Origin of the sequence: Sphingorhabdus sp. (assembly GCF_046596595.1) — a bacterium.
Taxonomy (GTDB): Bacteria; Pseudomonadota; Alphaproteobacteria; order Sphingomonadales; family Sphingomonadaceae; genus Sphingorhabdus_B.
This window is the reverse complement of the sequence record NZ_JBKJMB010000122.1, coordinates 10745-32116: the sequence shown is the minus strand read 5'-3', so window position 1 is coordinate 32116 and position 21372 is coordinate 10745. Positions and strand designations below refer to the sequence as shown.

The following is a 21372-nucleotide window of genomic DNA, read 5'->3' as shown; positions in this document are numbered from 1 at the left end:
AATTGGAAGGCGCTTGCATGGTTAGTTTCGTTTATCTGTTGGCTGCAATTGGTGCAACCGGCAATGCGCCGACGACCAACGACGGCTCTTTGCCGACATCACAGAGCAGGCCTGATCCCATCCCAAGAGGAAATCCGGGCAATTGGGCAAATACAAATGACTATCCCAGTGTGGCGTTACAAAGAGAGATGGAGGGGACCACCGGCTTTCGTGTCACTGTCAGCCCGGATGGGAGAGTAACCGATTGCACAATTGTGTCGAGCAGCGGATCAGCGGAACTCGACGCTGCCACATGTACCAACGTTAGCCGACGCGCGCGGTTTGAACCTGCACTTGATCCGCAGGGCAATCCGACGATTGGCAACTATGCCAACCGTATTCGCTGGCAGATACCGAATACGACGCCCGTCATAAGCTTCCCCCGAGGTCCAGCAATGCTAAACGGTTCCTGGATGCGGCTCTCGCGAGAAGATTATCCTTCGAAAGCCCTAACTGAAAAGCGCCAGGGAAGGGCTAAGATTGAGCTGAGCATTTCGTCTGGAGGTGTGGTTTCTGGCTGCAAAATTCTCGAAACGAGCATGCACCCGGATCTAGATAATGAGGCATGCAAAATAGCGTCCAGTCGCGCCGCTTTTACACCGGCACTTGATATCCAAGGATTGCCAACAAACGGTCGCGTGCAGACTGAAGTTAATTGGCGTCTTCCCGGCGAAGGTGCTTCAGCAACTTCTCTCGTTCCAACAATAACCCCCATCATGCCGAAAAGGATGTTGCCAAAAGCAGGGACTTCAAGCGTGTCTTTCACGGTGGCAGCCGACGGCAGCTTGGTGGATTGCACCGGGCAAACCACGTTGGAAACGGGACCAATCACACCCGGTTCCATCTGCAAAATGAAACTCAGATTCGAACCTTTCACCGATGCCACTGGCAAGCCAATCGCACGCCGCGTCACAACAAAAACGACAGTCCAAGTCGAAGATGTTAAATAGGCAAGTCGCTTCAGGATAGACGCGCAGGCTTTGTGTCCCTATATGCGTGCCACGACCTAACAAGGCGAAACATGCGTTTACTGATTTACCTACTTGCGATGTTGAGCGGATTTTCCGCTGCGGAGGCTGCACGCCCCGTTTCTTCAACGTCAGCATCGGTGGATTCAGCGGTCGCGCAGGCCTATGTTTCCGTTGCAGCGTTTGAGGCCGTATCCGCCGCTTTTGAACCGCCGGTCCGTGACGCCACGATTTCGCGCGTGCCACTTGTACCTGCTTTCGGTGCTGCAATATTCATTGCCTTATCAACCGATACGCCGGTTGACCGGCACGATATCATTTTAGGCTAGGTTCGCTGCGCCCTGCGGGGTGCATTTCATACCTACCAACTTCGCGCAACATTTGCGTGTCTTCCAAAATTTCAAAGGAATTATGTATGCTCGGCGGCTTTGCCAAATCTTTATTCGGGTCGTCCAACGACCGATATGTTAAATCAATTATGAAGATCGTCGATCAGATCAACGCTCTTGAAGACGAAATCGCAGTCATGGATGACGAGCGGTTAAAAGCGCAAACGCAGCTTTTCCGGGATCGACTGGCGGCCGGTGAAACGCTCGATGATATTTTGCCCGAGGCGTTTGCGACGGTCCGCGAAACATCGAAGCGCGTCATGGGCATGCGGCATTTCGACGTGCAGATGGTCGGCGGAATCGTCCTGCATCGCGGCGAAATTGCCGAAATGCGAACCGGTGAAGGTAAAACGCTGACAGAAACGCTGGCATGCTATCTGAATGCGCTTGAAGGCAAAGGCGTCCATGTTGTGACCGTCAACGACTATCTCGCCCGCCGTGACGCCGAATGGATGGGCCGGATCTACGGATTTCTTGGGCTTACCACAGGCGTTGTAGTGCCGAACATTCCCGAGCATGAACGCCGCGCTGCGTATGAAAATGATATCACTTACGCAACGAACAACGAACTTGGCTTCGACTATTTACGCGACAATATGAAATATGAGCGCGACCAGATGGTGCAGCGCCCGTTTAACTTTGCAATCGTCGATGAAGTGGACTCGATCCTCGTCGACGAAGCGCGGACGCCTTTGATTATCTCCGGTCCGACTGACGACAAATCAGAACTGTACATGCAAGTGCATGCCGTCGTGCTTCAGCTAGACGAAGCTGATTATGAGAAAGACGAAAAAAGTCGCAATGTGACGCTTACTGAAGATGGCACTGAAAAAGTTGAACGTCTGCTTGAAAGCGCCGGACATTTGACGGGCTCAAACCTGTATGATTATGAAAACACGTTGGTCGTGCACCATCTCGACCAGGCGCTCAAAGCCAATGTGATGTTCAAACGGGACATTGATTACATTGTCAAAGAGGGAAAAGTCATCATTATCGACGAATTCACCGGTCGTATGATGGACGGTCGCCGCTGGTCCAATGGGCTGCATCAGGCGGTCGAGGCCAAAGAAGGTGTCGAGATTGAGCCAGAAAACCAAACGCTGGCGACAATTACCTTCCAGAATTATTTCCGGATGTACCCCAAATTGTCGGGCATGACCGGAACCGCTGCCACCGAGGCAGGCGAATTTTACGAAATTTACAAACTCAACGTTGTAGAAATTCCAACCAACGTGCCCGTGCTGCGCGTCGATGAGGACGACCAGTTCTATAAAAATACGCAAGACAAATTTGGTGCTATTGCCAAGACCATCCGAGAAGCAAATGATCGCGGGCAGCCAGTTCTTGTTGGCACCGTGTCGATCGAAAAATCGGAGCTCCTTTCCGAATTTCTCGAAAAAGAAAATGTACAGCACAGTGTCCTGAATGCCCGTTTCCATGAAAGCGAAGCGCATATTGTAGCGCAGGCAGGTCGTTTAGGTAGCGTTACGATTGCCACGAACATGGCCGGACGCGGTACTGACATTCAGCTCGGCGGTAACTTTGAATTCCGGTTGGATGATGAACTGCGCGATATGCCCGAAGGCCCCGAGCGCGATGCCGCTATCGAGGCACTCAAGGCCGAAATTGCAGCCGAAAAGGCAAAGGTTGTAGACGCAGGTGGTCTGTTCGTGCTTGCGACAGAACGGCACGAAAGCCGCCGTATCGACAATCAGCTGCGCGGTCGTTCCGGTCGCCAGGGTGACCCTGGCCTGTCGCGTTTCTATCTCTCGCTCGACGACGATCTGCTGCGCATTTTTGGTTCTGAAACCTTGTTTTCGCGGATGATGAATTCAAGTCTGGAGGACGGCGAAGCCATAGGTGGAAAATGGCTGTCAAAGGCCATCGAAACTGCCCAGAAAAAGGTTGAAGCGCGTAACTACGATATTCGTAAGCAGCTCGTGGAATATGATGATGTCATGAATGACCAGCGCAAGGTCATCTATGACCAGCGCAGCGATATCATGGACGCCGAAGCCGTCGACGACATCATCGAAGACATGCTGAACGACACAGTCAATAATCTTGTTGGAAGCTACTGTCCGGAGGGCACTTATCCCGAGCAATGGGACGTAGACGGTCTCAAGCAAAAATGTGCCGAAATACTCGGACTTGCGCCGGACGTTGACAGCTGGCTTCAGGAAGATGGACTTGAACCCGAGATCATTGAAACCCGGATAGCTGACATGGCGGTTGCCAAGTTCAAGGCAAAGGGCGCGGCCCTCGAGGAATCCGTCTGGCGTCAGGTTGAAAAGAGCATATTGCTGCAAACGCTTGATCATCATTGGAAAGAGCATTTGTCGACGCTCGATGCCTTGCGGCAGGTGATTTACTTGCGTGCTTACGCCCAAAAAAATCCTGTAAACGAATATAAGCAGGAAGCATTCGGCTTGTTCGAGCGGATGTTGTCGGCCATTCGGGAGGGCGTCACCAAAACAATCGCCACCAATGATTTCCGGGCCGAGGAAGAATTTGTTCCGCAGGATTTGCCGGAACTGCCCGATTTCCTGACCACGCATATCGATCCATTTACCGGCGAAGATAACAGCGACGATATCGATGCAGGTTCGCTTGGGCTGGTAACGACAACGATACCCCGTCCAGCACTCGCATCGGGTACCAATGACCCTTATGCCGGCGACCCCGACTTGCGGCGTAACGACCCGTGTCCGTGCGGATCAGGACAAAAATACAAGCATTGTCACGGCGCATATTGATAAGGGCGTAAGGGCAGGGCGAAGATGATCTGGTTGGCCGGCCTCTTCGCCCTCGTCGCATTTATCTATGCTTCGGTCGGCTTTGGCGGTGGGTCGACTTATACGGCGATATTGGCATTATGGGGCGTCGATTACCGGCTGATCCCGGTGATTGCCCTCTTGTGCAATATCATTGTGGTTACCGGGGGCAGCATCCGCTTTGTGCGCGCGGGCCTGATATCTTGGCCGCAGGTCATGCCCTTGCTTCTTGTGTCAGCGCCGCTTGCCTTTGTGGGCGGGCTGGTGCCGCTCAAGCAATATTTTTTCCTGACCATATTGGGTGGCGCATTATTCGTATCTGCGATTGCGCTTCTGGTGCAGCCCGACAAGATGACGCCGCGCGTACTTCCGAAACCGCTTTTATTGGCCATTTCAGGCGGAGTTGGATTGCTGGCTGGGCTCTCGGGCATTGGTGGCGGCATTTTCATGGCGCCCGTGTTGCACCTCATTCGCTGGGCAGAACCGCGCCGGATAGCGGCGTTTGCATCGCTTTATATTCTCATCAATTCGGCGGCAGGATTGCTCGGGCAAATTATCAAGTCGGGGTCGCACGCGCTCGCTGCGCCAGTTTTGCAATATGGCGTGTTGCTGGGTGCGGTACTCATTGGTGGGCAATTGGGTAGCATCTTCGGCATGCGTTATCTGTCACCGCGTCTTTTACGCAGGTTGACGGCAGTCTTGGTTGGTTATGCCGCACTGCGTTTGCTGGGGCAAGCGAACGGCCTGTTTTAACCCTTTAAGGCTATAAGACAGCGGCCGCACATATCAGCGCCGGTTTAACCTGCGCATTGCGCGAGGCTGTATTCCCCAAAAACATTGGAACGATGTGAATCCATCGTGGTTGACCAATTACAACGCTGTCTCGCAGACAAATGCACCCAATCACGATTGTTAAAATGAGGAATGAACTGTGGCATCCGCACAAATGAGACAGCATCGGCCATTAACCCACCCGCTGCATATTATACTCCTCGTTTCGACCCTCCCGCTTTTTTTCGGGGCGCTGTTAAGTGATTGGGCGTACACCGTTTCTTACCAAGTCCAGTGGCTAAACTTCGCGTCTTGGCTCATTGCCGGTGCGTTGGTGTTGTTAGGTGCGGCCTTGCTGTGGACATTTATACAGGCGATAGCTGCAAAATCGCCGCATCGGCGTCCGGCCTGGGCGCTGTTCGGCCTCGTGATGGCGACATTACTGGTCGGCTTTGTAAACGCGCTTCAACACGCAAAAGATGCCGGTGCGACTATGCCAGTCGGGCTAACCTTGTCGGTTGTTGTGTTCATCTTGTCGGTGGTCTCGATAGGTTACGGCTTTGTCGCGACACGGGTGGGAGAGCCAACATGAAGCGCGAAATCTTAATTTTGACAGCGACGGCGATATTGCTGGTCTCCTGTGAAAATGCATCCGACGTCACACGTTATGGCTCAAACCCCGATTTGCCGGCAACGCAACGCGGGTTGCTGCCCAGCATGACCATTGCCGACCCTGCTGGCTGGGGTGACCGGCGACCGGTTGTACCGGCAGGCTATTCGGTTAAAGCGATTGCCACCGACTTGAAAATTCCGCGTCAGACGCTCGTCCTGCCCAATGGCGACATTTTGGTTGCAGAAGGTAAAGGCGGGAACGAAACGCCCATCATGCGCCCAAAGGACGTCATTGCCGGCTTCTTGAAGAAAAAGGGAACGAGTCCGGTGAAGGGAGGAAATCGTCTCACATTATTACGCGATGCCGACGGCGACGGCACTTATGAAGGCCGCACGGTGTTTGCAGAGAATCTCAACGCACCTTATGGCCTCGCGCTTTCTGGTGGCTATATTTATGTCGCCAATCAGGATTCGCTGGTGCGTCTTGGCTATAAAAATGGGCAGACCCGCGCAACCGGCCCGGCAACGGTAGTGACGCCATTGCCAGCAGCCATCAACCACCATTGGACCAAGTCGCTTGCGGCGAGCCCTGACGGACGTTTTCTTTATGTGGGCGTTGGCTCCAACAGCAATATTGGCGAGCGCGGCATGGCTGTCGAGGAAAACAGGGCGCTGGTTTTGCAAATAGATGCTGCAACCGGAGCTTCGCGGCATTTCGCAACAGGACTGCGCAATCCAACTGCGCTGGCGATCCAGCCAGGTACGGGACAATTATGGTCTGTTGTAAATGAACGAGACGAGCTTGGTCCGGACCTGGTGCCGGATTACCTAACGTCCGTCCGGCAGGGCGCTTTTTATGGATGGCCCTACGCATATTGGGGTCCAAATGCCGACCGCAGGGTTCAACCATTTAAGCAGGAAATGGTGGGGCGTACCGTCAGGCCGGATTATGCGCTTGGATCGCACACCGCGCCACTCGGGCTTTCCTTTTCCGATGCTTCGATGGGCGGGCAATTCGCCAGCGGGGTATTTGTAGGAATGCATGGCAGCTGGAACCGGGAAAAGCCCGTTGGTTATAAAGTCATGTTCATTCCATTCAGCGCAGGCCGCCCGAGCGGAAACCCGGTTGATTTTGTCACAGGATTCCAGGCCGATGGCAAAACCTTCGGACGCCCCGTCGGTGTGACCGTCGATCCGCGCGGCGCTTTGATAGTGGCTGACGATTTGTCCAATATCATCTGGCGGATAACGCGCAGCGGAGCCCAATCGGATGGCTTGAAAAGCGTCAAATAGACATTGCTATTGCGACAATATCGCTGATAACTAAATCACCGTGTTGGGGATTGCGGTTGGGCCTGTGCATACCGGAATGATCGATGCGCAGATGTTGAGAGGGGGCGCGAATGAAGCGTTTATTTTTGTTAGCCGGTGTTGTTGTCATGAACTTCATGGCGGTTTCAACCGCATCAGCCCAAGCCGTGCCTGCACCCCCTAATCCCGAACAGCGTTATAAAGATCGCGCTGCACAAGCAACAGCACCCACGCTGACAGTTCGTTATGGAGAAGACGACTTACGAAGTGGCCAACTCCGTCTGCCCAAGGGCGAGGGGCCTTTTCCAGTTGCGGTAGTTATTCATGGTGGTTGCTGGCGGGCAGATTTTGATACGCTGCTCGGTACGCAGGCTGTTGCTGAGGCTTTGACCGCTCGGGGGATCGCCACGTGGAATATCGAGTATCGGCGAATCGTCAACGCTGGTGCTGGTTGGCCGGGGACTTTCGAAGACGTGTCCGCAGGTACGGATTATTTGACGACGCTCGCGCAAACCTATCCACTCGATTTGTCACGCGTAATTCTTGTCGGACATTCTGCGGGTGCGCATTTGGCAGCATGGGTAGCATCGCGTGCCAAGCTGGACGCCAAATGGAAGCCGAAAGTCAGTCCAGTGTCTTTGGTGATGATTGATGGGCCCGCTGCGCTTGCTCCGTTTGTCGGCATCGACGCGCAAGTCTGTGGAAAGCCTGTGATTGTCCAGTTGATGGGCGGGACGCCTGCCGAAAAGCCAGCGGATTATAACGCGGCGTCACCGGCGGCGCATCTGCCGCTCGGTATGAAGCAGCTGTTGGTGCAGGGTGCATTTACCGATTTTATGAAACCATATGCTGAGGGTGCGCGCGCAAGCGGCGATGTGGTAGAGGTCCTGCAAACCGACCCCAATGATCATTTCGACATGGTGACGCCCGGCCTTCCCAACGGAGACAAGGCAATCGAGTTTATCGTGACCCGAGCACTTGCAAAATAGCTCATTCGTGAATTCATATATATGTCACGTTGTCCTGGCTTTCCCGCGCCGCAGCACAAGGGCATCAGATAAAAGCTGGTAAGCATCTGATACCCCATATAGAGCTACCCAACACAGAACACCGGGCGGGACCATATGCTGACGACGTTGATTTCATGGACAAAGCGGCACCCTGTTTGGTCGATCCTCATCGCTATTGTGCTGCTATTCATCGTTTATCGGGTGGTTCGCCCAAAACCACATGACTATGAATATATCAGTGAGGTGGTGACGCGCGGCGATGTGGTGCGCAAGGTTTCCGCCAGCGGCAAAGTAAGGGCATTGAACACAATAAAGGTCGGTACGGAAGTTTCGGGGCAAATCACCAAGGTTTATGTTGATTTCAATTCGCGCGTACGGGCGGGGCAGGTTCTTGCCGAGATTGACCCAACGCGGGTCCGCGCGCGGGTCGAGCAATCCGAGGCGCAGGTGGCTCTGGCGCGTGCCAATCTTCAGCAAACTTTAGCCAATGTGTCGCGCGCGCGATCCGAGCTGGAAATACAAGAACGCGACTTTGCGCGGCAAAAGGCGCTGGCCGATCGCGGGTTCGTTTCAAAAGCGGGCCTGGACATCGCGCAGAGCAAGCTGAACAGCGCACGCAACGCGTTACAGGTCGCATTGGCGCAAACCCAGAGCGGCGGTGCGCAAATCCGGCAGGGCAATGCCGAACTTTCGTCCGCGACGCTTGATCTTAGTCGGACCGTGATCGTCGCACCGGCGAGCGGCGTCATTATCAACAAGCTGGTGGAGCCGGGAACGACGGTCGCAGCAAGCTTTCAGACCCCAAACCTTTTCGAAATAGCCGCTGACACGACCAAGATGCAAGTCGAGGCGTCAGTTGATGAGGCGGATATCGGACAAGTTCGGGAAGGCCAAAATGTCAGCTTCACCGTCGATAGCTATCCTCAAGATGTCTTTCAGGCAAAGGTTCGGCAAGTGCGGCAAGCGCCCGTGGAGGCGCAGAATGTTGTCAGCTATCTTGTGATTATCGATGTCGACAACATAAATGGCAGGCTGCTTCCCGGCATGACGGCCAATGTTGAAATCATTACCGATGTCAGAACAAATGTGGTCCGGGTGCCTACCAACGCGATGCGCTTTCGACCACGCGCTGCCGACCGCCCTAAGCCAAATGCTGACAAGCCAGCGGCTGCAACGCCTAAAAAAGCCGTTCCAAGTTCCCATGTCTATCTGCAGGGGGACGACCCCTATCGGCCTACACGGACGATCATCCGGACAGGATTGCAGGGTGAAGAATATACCGAGGTCGTCTCGGGGATAAAGGCTGGCAATAAGGTGCTGGTGCGCACCAAATCCCTGAAACCCAAGAAAGAGGCCGACGAAAGCGCGGATGAAGATGACAACGCCGCTCCTTGAAACACATGAACTGGTGAAAGATTATGTGATCGGCGGCGAAGTTGTGCATGCCGTCAACAATGTTTCGCTGTCCATTTCGCGGGGCGAATTTGTTGCGATCATGGGCGCAAGCGGGTCGGGCAAGTCGACCTTCATGAACATGATTGGCTGTCTGGATATACCCACATCGGGAACCTTGTTGCTCGACGGGATAGACACAAAATCGCTGGATAGCGACGCGCTGGCTGAAATCCGCAACCGCAAAATCGGGTTCGTATTTCAGCAGTTCAATTTGCTGGCGCGAACAAGCGCCCTTGATAATGTTGCGGTGCCCTTGATCTATGCCGGGTTGGGATATGCCGAGCGTCGCCAGCGGGCGCAGGAAAAGCTTGAGGCAATGGGCCTTGCCAACCGGCTGCAGAATACGCCGGCCAAGCTTTCGGGCGGACAGCAACAGCGTGTCGCCATCGCCCGCGCATTGGTTACCGACCCGCTGATGCTGCTGGCCGACGAACCGACAGGCGCGCTTGATACGCAAACATCATTGGACATCATGGGGATATTCCAGAAATTGAACGATGACGGTATCACCGTCGTGGTCGTCACGCACGAACCCGATATCGCCGAATATGCCGAACGCCGGATTGTCTTTCGCGATGGATCGGTGATTGAAGACGCTGCGGTAAAATCGCGACGCCGGGCCGCCGCCGCATGAAGGAATTGCTCGCGTCACTTGCGGGATGGGGTGTCAATGTCGCGATTGCGCTTACGGCCCTTCGCACCAATTTGATGCGGTCGATCCTGACGACCTTAGGCGTCATGATTGGCGTCTTTTCCGTCATATTGGCAGTCGCGGTCGGAAATGGCGCGCAGGTTTCGGTTTCGCAGCAAATTGCCACCTTGGGATCGAACATGGCAATCGTGGTGCCGCAGCCGGACAGTGGAAGTGGCCCACCACGGCCAAGCGATCGGGGGAGGCTGACCGAACGCGACGGTCAGGCAATACTTCGCGAGGTTTCCGGCGTGAGCGCAGTGGCCCCGCAAATCCGCAACAGCGTTCAGATTGTGGCGCCGGGGCGAAGTGCGACAACCCAAGCGACGGGCGCAACACCCGAATTCGGCATTGTTTCCAACATCACTGCGGCTGAAGGACGGTTTCTTACGCTAAGCGATATCAGCGCGGCCGCGCGCGTCGCTGTGATCGGGGAAACCGTTGCCAATAAGCTGTTCCCGGAAACAAACCCCGTGGGTGAAACCGTCCGGATTAACCGGGTTCCTTTTACAGTCATAGGCGTGTTGGAAAGCAAGGGAAGTAATCTTGGCAATGACAATGACGACCAAATCGTCGTGCCGATCACAACGCTGCGCCAGCGTTTGTTAAATACACCGACGCAGGGCCCCGATGATGTCACTTTGTTATTTGTCGGCTTTGAGGACGAAGATGCGCTGCTCGCCGGGCAAAGGGAGATCAAAAGCCTGTTGCGCGATCGCTATCGTGTCGCAAAAGGCAAGATCAACCCGTTCACTGTCCGCACGACGACCGAGATCGCCGAAACCACGGGTCAGGTGACACAAATATTTCAGGCGGTACTCGTCGCAATCGCATCGATTTCGTTGCTCGTTGGCGGGATTGGTATCATGAACATCATGCTGGTCAGCGTCACCGAACGTACGCGCGAAATTGGTCTTCGCATGGCATTGGGTGCAAAAAGAAGCGATATTCGAAACCAGTTTCTCGTGGAAGCGGCGGTACTGTGCGTAATCGGTGGTGCTATCGGCCTGACATTGGCGATGATAGCTGCGGTGGTTTTCGAACGGGTAGCTGAATTTCCCGCTCCAATTGGGCTGGATACAGCGATATTGGCGGTGGCCTTTTCTGCCGTCATCGGTTTGCTTTTTGGATGCTATCCAGCCATCAGGGCGTCGCGGCTTTCACCGATTGAAGCGCTTAGAAGCGAATAGCAGGCGCTAACCTGCAAAAAGATTTGGGTCAGTGCAGAGGCATCTTTTAGGGCTCTTCGGTTCAACTGTCAGGCAGCTGCCCCATGCGCAGAAATTTGTTCCGGCGATCGGTTCGTAACTGTTCTTCCGTCATAGCTGAAAGCGATGCGAGCGCTGACGACAAGGCCACTGCAATGCGGCTGATTGCGAGTTCGGGATCACGATGTGCGCCGCCGGTTGGCTCGTAAATAATCTGGTCGATGATATTTAACCGCAATAATTCACTCGCCGTGATTTTCATCGCCTGAGCTGCATCGGCAACATTATGCGCACTTCGCCACAGGATAGAAGCACAGCCTTCGGGCGAGATAACGGAATAGATTGCGTGCTCCATCATTAACACGCGGTTTGCTGCGGCCAGCGCAACCGCGCCACCGGATCCGCCTTCGCCGACAATCAACGCGATGAGCGGCACCCCAAGCGACAGGCATTTTTCGGTGCTGCGCGCAATCGCTTCGGCCTGACCTCGCTCTTCGGCATCAATCCCGGGAAAGGCACCCGGCGTGTCGACAAAGGTGATGACGGGCAGGTTGAAGCGGTCGGCGAGGTCCATCAAGCGGATGGCCTTTCGGTATCCCTCTGGCTTCGCCATGCCGAAATTATGCTTTAGCCGGGACTGCGTATCCTCGCCCTTGGCATGGCCAATGACCATGACCGAACGGCCTGCAAACCTCGCCAGGCCGCCCAATATGGCCTGATCATCGGCGAACTCCCGGTCTCCCGCCAGCGGCATAAAGTCTTCAAACAGCCCCTCTACAAGCTGCGGAAAATGGGGACGAAGCGGATGACGGGCAACCAGCACACGTTGCCATGGTTCAAGCCGGCTATAGAGGTCATTAAGCTGCCGGCGCGCGCGTTCCTCCAACATATCTGCGCCGCCGCCGACGTCACCGGAAAGGCGCAATTCTGAAACCCGCGATTCCAGAATCTCGATTGATTTTTCAAACGAGAGATACTGGTTCAAACTGTCATCGCCATGCCGCGATAGATGCGTGCGCGGTAACGGGAATCTTCGGCGTCTGGAAGCGGTGCTCCTAGCAAAAGGACCGCTCTTGCAAAACGCTTCACTTCTTCGACATGCTCATCAAAGTTTCGCGGTTCTTCCGAACGCACACGGCGCGTGAGGTTAATCTGGTTGATTGGCACATCGTGGACTAACCGCTCATTCTCGACCGCTAGTGTCACAGTGAAGGCGTGCAGCGTGGTCTTGACGAAGTTTGCAAGAGCAAAGGCCGGGCTTGTGCTGCCCATCGGAACATCTGGCGAGACCAGAACAAGCTGGCAATCATCATATAAAGATGCCTTGCGCGCCACGCGGAAATGGTGCGTCAAATTGTTCTCGATAACGTCGCGGAATGCTTCGGGCGTCAACGGGTCTTCAAGCTCAAACAACTGATCGGGCAGCGGGGCGAATGGTGTGGATACAACGGTGGTCGGACGGCCCCAGTTTTCCAACGCCTGATCCATTGCTTCTTCAAGCCCAATATCACACGAAATCGTGACAATTTTGTTCGCGTCCAGATCGGTCAGCTGCGCGCGGATGGCCGCGTCACCGGCCGAAGTTGCGGTCAGCAACACAACGCGTTCGACATGGCAGTCCTCAACGAATTGCCGTGCAGCCTCGGCAAGATAGTCATCAAGATGCTCTCCAATCATCCACACGGTGCGTCCGCGCATCTGGTCGATCCGCTCTTGCTTCGGACTGCCGAACAATTCGCGCTCGGTCGTCGACCGCTCGACGCTTAAGCCGCCTGACGGCATGAAGGTCTCGCCGCTTACCGCGCGGTCGGCCAAGAAGAAAACGGTGGCCTGTGCGACCTCGCTTTCGGTTGGCATTTTGCCCAGATGCAGTTGCTTGAGCACGCCGCCGCCAACTTTTTTGGCCTCAATCGCAATTTTTTCGGCGGGCAGAAAGGGTATGTCGTCTGGCGGCACGCGCAACAGCCAAGCGCCATTGGCTTCTTCCGTATCGGGGCGGTCTTTCCATCCTGGAGAGTCGATGAAATATCCAGCCTTGCGCAGACGCGAAACAAGGCGTGCGGCAATAGCGCGCGTCAGCAGATAGCGGTCCCACGTGCATACGCCGTCCCCCTCGCGTGCGCATTCAAGCGCAACATCGCGCAACTCGCGGGGGTTATTGGTGTCGTGCGACATGCGGACCGTATCGTTGCGCGCAAGTCGCGTCAGTACGGCTTCAACACGCACACCGCGCCGGAGGGCTTTGACGGTTGCGGCATGAATAGCGTTGAGGCGCTTGTTCTCGAGGATCAATTTCCCGCGCCGCTCAAACAGTCCGGGCTTGCCGCCCGTTCCGGCAAGCCTGTCGCCATCGACGGGACCGGGGGCGATTGCATTGAACTGGACCTCAGGACCCAAATAACGGGACATGGCCTCAACCATCGCGCGCTGTCCGGCCTTTGATACAGCATAATCCGCGCGGTTTGGATAAGCGACCGCAAGGAACTTTTCACCGCCAAAGTAGGATGAAACATTCAGGACATAGCCCGACCCCTGAGCCTTCATCAACGGCACGACATGGTGCATCAGAAGGTAGTTCGACACCAGATTGGCATCGAGCGTGTAGCGCCATGCATCGATGTCCATGTCGACCACCATGTCCTCGGCGCCAGCCACACCTGCATTGTTGATGAGATAGTCGATCCGCCCAAAGGCCTTAATCGTCGCATCCACCGCAGTTTTCAAAGAATCGAGGTTACTTACGTCAACACCGCCCAAGGTCTGGACACGGCGTTCAACACCCGCGAAGCCTACGTCTTCAAGTTCGCTGACGATCCGGGCGCGTGCCAGCGCAAGTTCGCTCTCACGCCGCGCGACCATCATGACCTTGCCGCCAGCCAGCGCCAGTAGACGGGCGACCTGACCGCCAATGCCAGCCGATCCACCAGTAATGAGCGCAACCTTGCCCAAATGCAGCCCAGTGATGTTCTCGCTGAAGCCGGGCATGACCTTGCGCGCGCCCGTCGCCTCTCCGATATTCGTCGGCAGATACAGCGTCACTTCGCGTATTTTGCTTTCTTTCAGCAAAATGCGGGCCGCGTGCCCACCCGTAAAGCGCGTATTCTCGGGCTCATTGTTGCCATACCGGATAATTTGGTTGCCCCACTCGGCTTGCCGCCTGCGGCCATGCTTGACGTCGACTTCGGATTCTTCGCGCCAGATACGCACGAGCTGTTCCGTCGCGGCGCGCAGCATATTTGCGTAGATGTCGCCTTTGCCGTCGCCTGCGTTAGAAATGAAGACAAAGCGCGGGTCTTGCAACAATGTGTCGTGCCGTTTCCAGTAGCGGCCGAGCGTGCGCGCCAATGCAATCGCACCCATCAATTCCTCGTCCATAAATGCCTCGACATCGGCATCGTCCGCGTCGACCAAATCGCCCTGGAATTCTCCCGGTGCGCGAACCGGCATGAAAATTGCGCCGGTGACTGGAACCTGTGCCTTCGTATATTCCTCAAGCGCGGTTTCCATCGCCGCAGGCTCTTTACGGTTGAACCTGACAATCGTTAGCCGGTCAGTCGCGTTCTCCGCCTTGGCACGCGCCTGTGCGACTGCGACATCGGCTTGCCGCGAAAGTCCAAGCAAAACTTGCGCGCCGCATGCGATCTGGATGTTGGCGATTTCGAGCGCCTCTTCCCAACAGTCGCCAGCCGCTATCAGGACCGCAAGACCAGCCCCGTCCATCGACCGCATCGTCGGTCGGGCAAGATAAATCGACCGTTCTTCTTTTCGAACGGTCATGCCATGCGTCACTTCAAAGTCATGACCTGAGAAAGCCGCAGACTCGTCACTACCCAAAAACACGCAAGTCGACGCGATGTCCGACGGGGTGGGGAATGTTTTAGCGCGGGGAGCGCCATCGACGCTGCGCTCCAATGCCATCATGTCGAAAAACTGGTTGGCCGTCGTTCCCGCGTCATCGCCGCGCGCCTTGTCCATTGCCGCAAAGACGGTGCGAATGCGTTCGCTGGCGATGGGGCCGGGGAAAAGCAGGTTTACACGAATGCCGCGCGCGCCGAGCTCGAGCGACAATTCGCGTGACAGCGCGTTCAAAGCTGCTTTTGGTACGACATAGGCCGTGCGGGCGTAATAGATTGTCCGCGAAAAAATCGTCGACACGTTGATAATTGACGCGCCTTCGCCCATGCTGGGCGCGGCGACGCGAACGAGATTCCAGGTAACGCCGAAGATGTTGCGGATGGCATCGCCCACAGTTTCATTATCCGCCGATCCGGCCTTTTGAAGCGCAGCCAGTTCCTTTGCGTCGAGTGGCAGGCTGCCCAATGTCTGCTTTGGCCCGGCAGACCCTGCATTGTTCACCAGAATATCGATCCGACCAAAGCGCGCGACGACTTTCGCAATCCCGTCGCGCACGGACTGTGCATCGGCCCCATCCAGTTCCACTGTCATCAGGCGATCAGGGTCGGCGCCGGTGTCGGCGATAATGGCTTTCGCTGCGGCATCGGTTCGCGCGGCGGTTCGACCCGTCATGACGACCGTTGCGCCTTCTGAGAGATAGTGACGGACGATTTCTCCACCCAAATTGCCGGCAGCGCCGGTAACAACGGCAATCTTTCCGGCCAGACGGCCTGGGCCAGTCGCAACAGGGGTTTTAGTCTTCGCCATAGTCACTCTTCCCATTCAAAAATTAGTTCGTTTGTGACGCCCAATATTCCAACAACGCATCGCGGCTGCGCAAACCAAGCGCGGGCAGCGCATGGTTCACCACATAAGTTGCGCCTGTATGACGGTTTTCCCACATTGCTTGATGCGCTTCTGGCAAGTCATTCCATGCCACAACCTGCGGCTCGGTTACGTCCAACAATCCTGCCGAAATCATGTCGTTCATGCGGGCAACTTCGAATGCGTTGCACAAATGGGTGCCAAGGATCGACGCGGTCGGCATCAATATCTTACGCTGCCGGGTCCAGACTTGTGGCGCGTAAAAGGTAAAACGTTGGCCCGTCAGATCCTCGGCGAAGACGACCCGGCCCGTGAAGGGCTTCACCAAAGATGTCGATATGCCAAGCGTGTCCTGATTTGCGCGTTCGATAATCAGGTCTGGCGCGCCGCGTGGATTGTCGGGTGACCGAAGGATCCGTCCGACGGCTGATCCGAACGGCTTCATGACACGGTCCTGATAATCCCGCACCGCAGCCTTAAAACTCTCGATGTCAGTTTTTGCGTCGGGCAGGCGCGGCATCGTGTCGGGCCAGTCGAAATTATCACCCTCGCGGCGGCGAATGCTCTCAAGGCTCACAATGCCCGCAATTGCATCCTCCAGTCCAAGCGATTGCAGGAACTCGCGCTGGCCATCGGTGGTTGTGGCCACCACCGTGCGGGCATTGAATTGCCGCGCTGCCTCAATCATCTCGAGCCCTGCTTCATCAAGCAAATCGGCGGACCGTGGGCCATAATAGATAAGGACAGCCTCGCCCCCGTTGAGCGCCGCTTTGCGCAGCATAGTCTGCGGATTGGCATATCCAGGCTTGCCCATGAAGCTAAAATGATAGCCTGAGGACGCGCCGTAAAAAGCAAGCGTCCCGCCCTCGGCCAAAAGCTGAAAGCTGCGCGGGAAGGCTGTTTCGCCCGCATGGCTCACGATATAGTCGGCGCCTTTGCCGTTATTCAGCGCCTTGTAAGCCTCAATCAGCGGTTGCCCAGAGACTTCCCATGCACGCGCTTCGTTGGGGTCATCGGGGACGATGCTGAACAAGTTAGCAAAGCGCGGATCTTTTCGGTCCAACGCACCGACCGCGCCTTGATTGATAATGAATTCGGCGCGCGTTTGGCTTGAAACCAATCCAGTCACTTGAAGCCCCGTACGGACCGACGAGCGAAGCGCATCAAGCCCCGTGCCCGTTGCAGCGCCTTCGACGAACAAGGTTCGGCCGGGCGCGATTTGCAGCGTCGTGAACAGGCAGCGGCTGATTGTGCCCAGGTTCAGGACATAGCTTCCGGCTTGCTCAAGTGTCAGGTCGCCCGGGATCGAATGCAATTGCGGTGCCTGCGTGATCAAAAACTGCGCATGGCTTCCGGTTTCGGTTTCATATCCCTGAATGGCAAAGCCGGCATACATCGGGTCATTGCCAACTTGTGGGCTAAGCAGGTCATTGGTGCCCGAATATACCGCGACCATGTCGCCCACCTTCAGGCGGCCCTGCGCTCTGGCTTCGCTTCCCAAAGCCGCGATAAGCGCAATGCCGCCCGAGCCGGTAATTTGCACATCTTCTTCATGGCCATCGAACGGCGACACTGGAATGCCCGTTAGCGCCCAGATGTCGTTAAAGTTGACCTCGGACGTCAACATGTAGACCAAAGCTTCATTGGGCGCTGGCGCGGGCACCTCAACGATCAATTCGCGTTCATGCGTCGCTGGCGGGCCGAAACGCGGCGCACCGGTGTCTGGGTCGCGGGCAATGCCATAAGCATATTGATAGGGCGGAATCGCGGTAACGCCCGGGAAAAAAGGTGCGCCAAGCGGCAGCAAGTCGCCAGACGCTTCCAAGAATCGCGCGCGCGGTGCGTGCTCGTCATCAATCCAAACGCCATTGCGGCGAACGGGAAGGGGGGGACTCGTCTTGTCCATAAACTGCCGAATGCCGGTCTTGCCGCCTTCGGGATCGACGATAGCCTGCGCAAACACCGCTGCCTCGCGCTCCATGCCAGCAGACATTCCCTGCTCCAAACCAGTGCGGATGGCATCAAGCGCACGCTCTCCTGCGACCTTGCGTCCAGCCCATTCGAGCTGTTTTAAAATCCGCTGGAGGAAATCGTCGGCCATAACCGAGTCCAGATCAACAGCGGATGGCTGCTCCCATTCCTGCGTTATACGCTGGCGCTTTGCCCATGCTTGGCCAAGCGGGCTGCTTTCGCCGTCGCGCACAAAGGCGCGGACCATTGCATGCGCAGCCGACAGGACATCACCGCCCTCTGCATCCCCAGAACCGATAACGGCATCAACGAGACCAATTTCGAGTGCAGCCGCGCTATCAATCGAACGCCCACCCAAAATCAGATCGAGCGCATCGCGGACCCCGACCGCACCGTTTTTATCTGCCAGCAAACGCGGCAAGCGTTGCGTGCCGCCATAGCCCGGCAACAATCGGAGGCGGATTTCAGGCTGGCCAAACCGCGCTGTCGGTTCGGCAATTCGGTGATGGCAGGCAAGCGCGAATTCCATCCCGCCGCCAAGGGCAACACCCTGAACCGCGGCGATGCATGGCTTGCCCATATTTTCAATTTTTCGGAACGCAAGTTGCGCGTTGTTTGGAAGCACCATGGCTTCGTCAAGGCTGTGGATTTCCTCGAGCATTTGCCGGATATCAGCGCCTGCCACAAAGGATGACGTGCCTTGCCCAGTAAAGACCACGGCCACCACATCGTCCTTGCGCGACAGGTGATCGACAACGATCACAAGTTCGTCGATTGCGCGCTCGTTCAAAGCATTTACGGGCGGATTGGTAACTGTCACCGTGGCGACGCGCTTGCCGGGTGCGACAGTGTTATATTGGACGAGGAAATATCGATAGCGGTCGAACAGCGACTGGGCTTCTGATAGCCGCTGTTTGCGTTGCCAGTCGTCGATAACCGTCTTGAGCTCTGTCAAGGACTCCGGGTTGCGCAAGGTCGTGACATCGCCAAGATCGCCGCCCTCGACTAAAGCGCGCACCATGCGCCGCATATATTTGCCGCTGCGTGTTTCCGGGAATTGCGTAACTTCGATAAAATCCGCCGGGACAGCGACCGCGCCTTTTTCGGTGCGCACAAGTTCTAATAATCGGCGGCGGTCATCCTGCGTGAGTTTCCGTCCGGCAACCGGCACAACAAGGGCAAGCGGGGTGAGACCCTTTTCACGATGCGGTGCGCCGACGACCAGAACATTGCCAACGGGCGAGTCCGGATCAAGCGCCTTATCGCGCAATATCGCGCCTTCGATTTCCTCAGTCCCCATGCGGTGACCGGAGACGTTGATGACATCGTCGCTTCGACCATGAAACGAAAAGGAGCTGTCTTCATGGCAGATCGCAAAGTCGCCTTGGGTGTATCCCCAAACGCCGCGCCAGCGCGTCCAGTAGCCGTTGATCCAGCGGTCAGAGTCCCCGCGCCAATTTGTCGCAACGCTACCATGTTCGACTTTGAAATTTTCGACATCGCCCCAGATCGTCCGCGCGAGATAAGGGTAAGGCGCGGCGATGACGATTTCCCCCTTTTCGCCTGGTTCGGCACGGCGCCAGCCGAGGCCCCCCGTGTCCGTGCGCACAAAGGGTGCTAGGCTCGGGGCCGCGTCGGCGTCCTCGACCCAAACTTCGCCAACGATCCACGGCAGAGGATACGCGTGCGCATCTGCCTTCAGCGGAAAGTCTGTATTGCCATAGAAATGGGTCCACGCGATGCCGCCATGCTCGGTCGCCCAATAACTGTTGATATATTGCGGCGTGACATGGTCCATGCCGAATTGCTGGACTGATGGAGATGTTGGTTCTGCGCAGAATGTCGCAACGCGCAGGCTCGAGATATCATATCTCTCGACATCGGCAAGGTTGGACGGGTCCGCCATAACTGATTTCAAAAAGGTCACGCCAGCTTTGAAAATCGACACATTGTGCCGCTCGATCATTGAAGCGAACCGGCCCGCATGCGGGAAGACAGGCGAGCCTTCCGCGATCACGCTCGTCACCCGGCTAAGCAATGCAGCCGAAATCAGATAGCTTTGTCCGGTGATCCAGCCGGGGTCGGCCACGACATACATGACATCGCCCGGTCGCGCGTCGAACGACACTTTCATGGTGTGCGCTATGCCGGCGGTATAGCCGCCATGCACATGAACAATACCCTTGGGTTTGCCCGTCGACCCCGATGTGTAGATGAAAAACATCGGATATTCGGCGTCAACGGGAAGCGGCGCGGAGGACGCCCAGATCGCCCGAACGAAGGCTTCATCCGGGAGTGCCATGAGCTCGGCTTCCGATGCAAGGCCCGCGGCTTCCAATATGGAGGCAAGTGCCGCATCGGTAAGGTCGTGGCTCCACCGGTCACGCTCTGGCCGCCAGACGATATCGGGCTGGCCGGTATGTTTAACGACAATGACGGTATCGACCCGTGGCGGCACGTTGACCAGGCTAGAGGCGATGGCAACACGAACGCGCGCGGCATCTGCTGGGTCAAGACGCCCTTCGCTTCCAAGCAAGCTTAACGCTCGCCCAACGCCGCGCATGACGTCAGACCGCTCGACGGTCACTTCACCCGCTAGCGACTGCGCAACGGTTAGGTGAATGGTTTCCGCGGCGCTTGCGTCGATCCCGAGGTCGGTCGCGGCAATGGTCGCCAGTGCCACCTGAACGGGCACATAATTATCGAGCGCAGGGTCGGTATACGCGGTTTTAAATGCTGCAACCTGCGCATTGCGATAGCTGCCGTCTGATGTGACAATCACTCTCGCGCCTGCATCGGCAATACGGTCGGATAATGTCTTGTCGCTAAAGCCGCCGAACACCGCCGTGTAGACTATGCCAAGGCGCTTTGCCGCTTCGGTCCAGTAAATCTGTCCCATGATGCTCGGCATATTAAGCGCGATCCGGTCGCCAGCTTTCAACCCGAGATTTTTGAGCGCCACCGCGCATTTTGCTGTCTCAAGCAGCAATTGCTTGCGCGAAACCGTAAAGCAGTCGACTGGCGCACCAAGCCCGCCATTGGACGACATGTCCCAACGGTCGCCCTCGAAAATAAACGCTGCCTCGGCGCCATGTCCGGCCAGAACATGGCGATCGATTTCATTGAAGGCCGCGTTGGTTCTGGCACCTGTAAACCAACGCCAATGCGGCGCGTCATCGGCGTCGAACGCCCGGGTCCAAGGCGTGAAGCCCTTCGGCAGCTCCGGCAAAACAGTTTCGCCAGTCGCGGCATCCCAACCGCTCCATATGCCGTCTTCGCCACAAATCAGCCACGCACCATCTGTTCCCACGTCAGGGACGAACCAGTGAATGGTCCTGCTTGCGATTTCTCCATGGAAAGTGCCGGGATCATCGACGCACGCATTACGCATCGCATGCCAATCCTCAGCGGACTTCACAGGGTTTGCCAAAGGAGTATCCGCAGGCGCGACATT

The 21372-nt window shown here is 56.3% G+C and carries 13 protein-coding genes; 10 read left to right on the top strand and 3 right to left on the bottom strand.

From position 1 onward, the window contains the following. Window positions 1–17 precede the first annotated feature (17 nt). The 10 genes from ACLL9E_RS12165 to ACLL9E_RS12120 all read left to right on the top strand — a co-directional run bounded on the left by ACLL9E_RS12165 (window position 18) and on the right by ACLL9E_RS12120 (window position 11210). Window positions 18–989 (top strand): energy transducer TonB, encoded by a 972-nt coding sequence (locus ACLL9E_RS12165; protein ID WP_411292003.1) that lies wholly within the window; start codon window positions 18–20, stop codon window positions 987–989. Between the two features lie 71 nt (window positions 990–1060). Then, a complete protein-coding gene (locus ACLL9E_RS12160) occupies window positions 1061–1336 on the top strand; it encodes a hypothetical protein (protein WP_411292002.1) in 276 nt (91 codons plus the stop codon). A gap of 86 nt (window positions 1337–1422) precedes the next feature. Beyond that, entirely contained in the window at window positions 1423–4152 is a 2730-nt protein-coding gene (gene secA / locus ACLL9E_RS12155; protein ID WP_411292001.1) for a preprotein translocase subunit SecA, read from the top strand. Window positions 4153–4176: 24 nt separating this feature from the next. Further along, window positions 4177–4923, top strand: coding sequence for a sulfite exporter TauE/SafE family protein (locus tag ACLL9E_RS12150; protein WP_411292000.1), 747 nt, complete (start codon window positions 4177–4179; stop codon window positions 4921–4923). A gap of 178 nt (window positions 4924–5101) precedes the next feature. Beyond that, a complete protein-coding gene (locus tag ACLL9E_RS12145) occupies window positions 5102–5533 on the top strand; it encodes a DUF2231 domain-containing protein (protein WP_411291999.1) in 432 nt (143 codons plus the stop codon). Beyond that, window positions 5530–6846: a PQQ-dependent sugar dehydrogenase gene (locus ACLL9E_RS12140; RefSeq protein WP_411291998.1), complete on the top strand. Its 1317-nt coding sequence runs from the start codon at window positions 5530–5532 to the stop codon at window positions 6844–6846. The genes ACLL9E_RS12145 and ACLL9E_RS12140 overlap by 4 nt, the downstream gene beginning before the upstream one ends. Before the next feature lie 110 nt (window positions 6847–6956). Further along, window positions 6957–7853, top strand: coding sequence for an alpha/beta hydrolase (locus tag ACLL9E_RS12135; RefSeq protein WP_411291997.1), 897 nt, complete (start codon window positions 6957–6959; stop codon window positions 7851–7853). A gap of 135 nt (window positions 7854–7988) precedes the next feature. After that, window positions 7989–9269 (top strand): efflux RND transporter periplasmic adaptor subunit, encoded by a 1281-nt coding sequence (locus ACLL9E_RS12130; protein ID WP_411291996.1) that lies wholly within the window; start codon window positions 7989–7991, stop codon window positions 9267–9269. Next, window positions 9250–9963 carry an ABC transporter ATP-binding protein gene (locus tag ACLL9E_RS12125; RefSeq protein WP_411291995.1) on the top strand — a complete coding sequence of 238 codons (714 nt, stop codon included), beginning with the start codon at window positions 9250–9252 and terminating at the stop codon, window positions 9961–9963. The genes ACLL9E_RS12130 and ACLL9E_RS12125 overlap by 20 nt, the downstream gene beginning before the upstream one ends. After that, window positions 9960–11210 carry an ABC transporter permease gene (locus ACLL9E_RS12120; protein WP_411291994.1) on the top strand — a complete coding sequence of 417 codons (1251 nt, stop codon included), beginning with the start codon at window positions 9960–9962 and terminating at the stop codon, window positions 11208–11210. Before ACLL9E_RS12125 ends, ACLL9E_RS12120 begins: the two co-directional genes overlap by 4 nt. A 61-nt stretch (window positions 11211–11271) precedes the next feature. Here ACLL9E_RS12120 and ACLL9E_RS12115 read toward each other — a convergent pair whose 3' ends face one another. The 3 genes from ACLL9E_RS12115 to ACLL9E_RS12105 are packed head-to-tail and all read right to left on the bottom strand — an operon-like array spanning window position 11272 to window position 21336. Then, the gene (locus tag ACLL9E_RS12115) at window positions 11272–12213 is read right to left on the bottom strand and encodes an acetyl-CoA carboxylase carboxyltransferase subunit alpha (protein WP_411291993.1); all 942 of its coding nucleotides are present in this window, start codon (window positions 12211–12213) and stop codon (window positions 11272–11274) included. After that, window positions 12210–15890: an SDR family NAD(P)-dependent oxidoreductase gene (locus ACLL9E_RS12110; RefSeq protein WP_411291992.1), complete on the bottom strand. Its 3681-nt coding sequence runs from the start codon at window positions 15888–15890 to the stop codon at window positions 12210–12212. Before ACLL9E_RS12110 ends, ACLL9E_RS12115 begins: the two co-directional genes overlap by 4 nt. A gap of 22 nt (window positions 15891–15912) precedes the next feature. Next, entirely contained in the window at window positions 15913–21336 is a 5424-nt protein-coding gene (locus ACLL9E_RS12105) for an AMP-binding protein (RefSeq protein ID WP_411291991.1), read from the bottom strand. Between the last annotated feature and the right edge of the window lie 36 nt (window positions 21337–21372).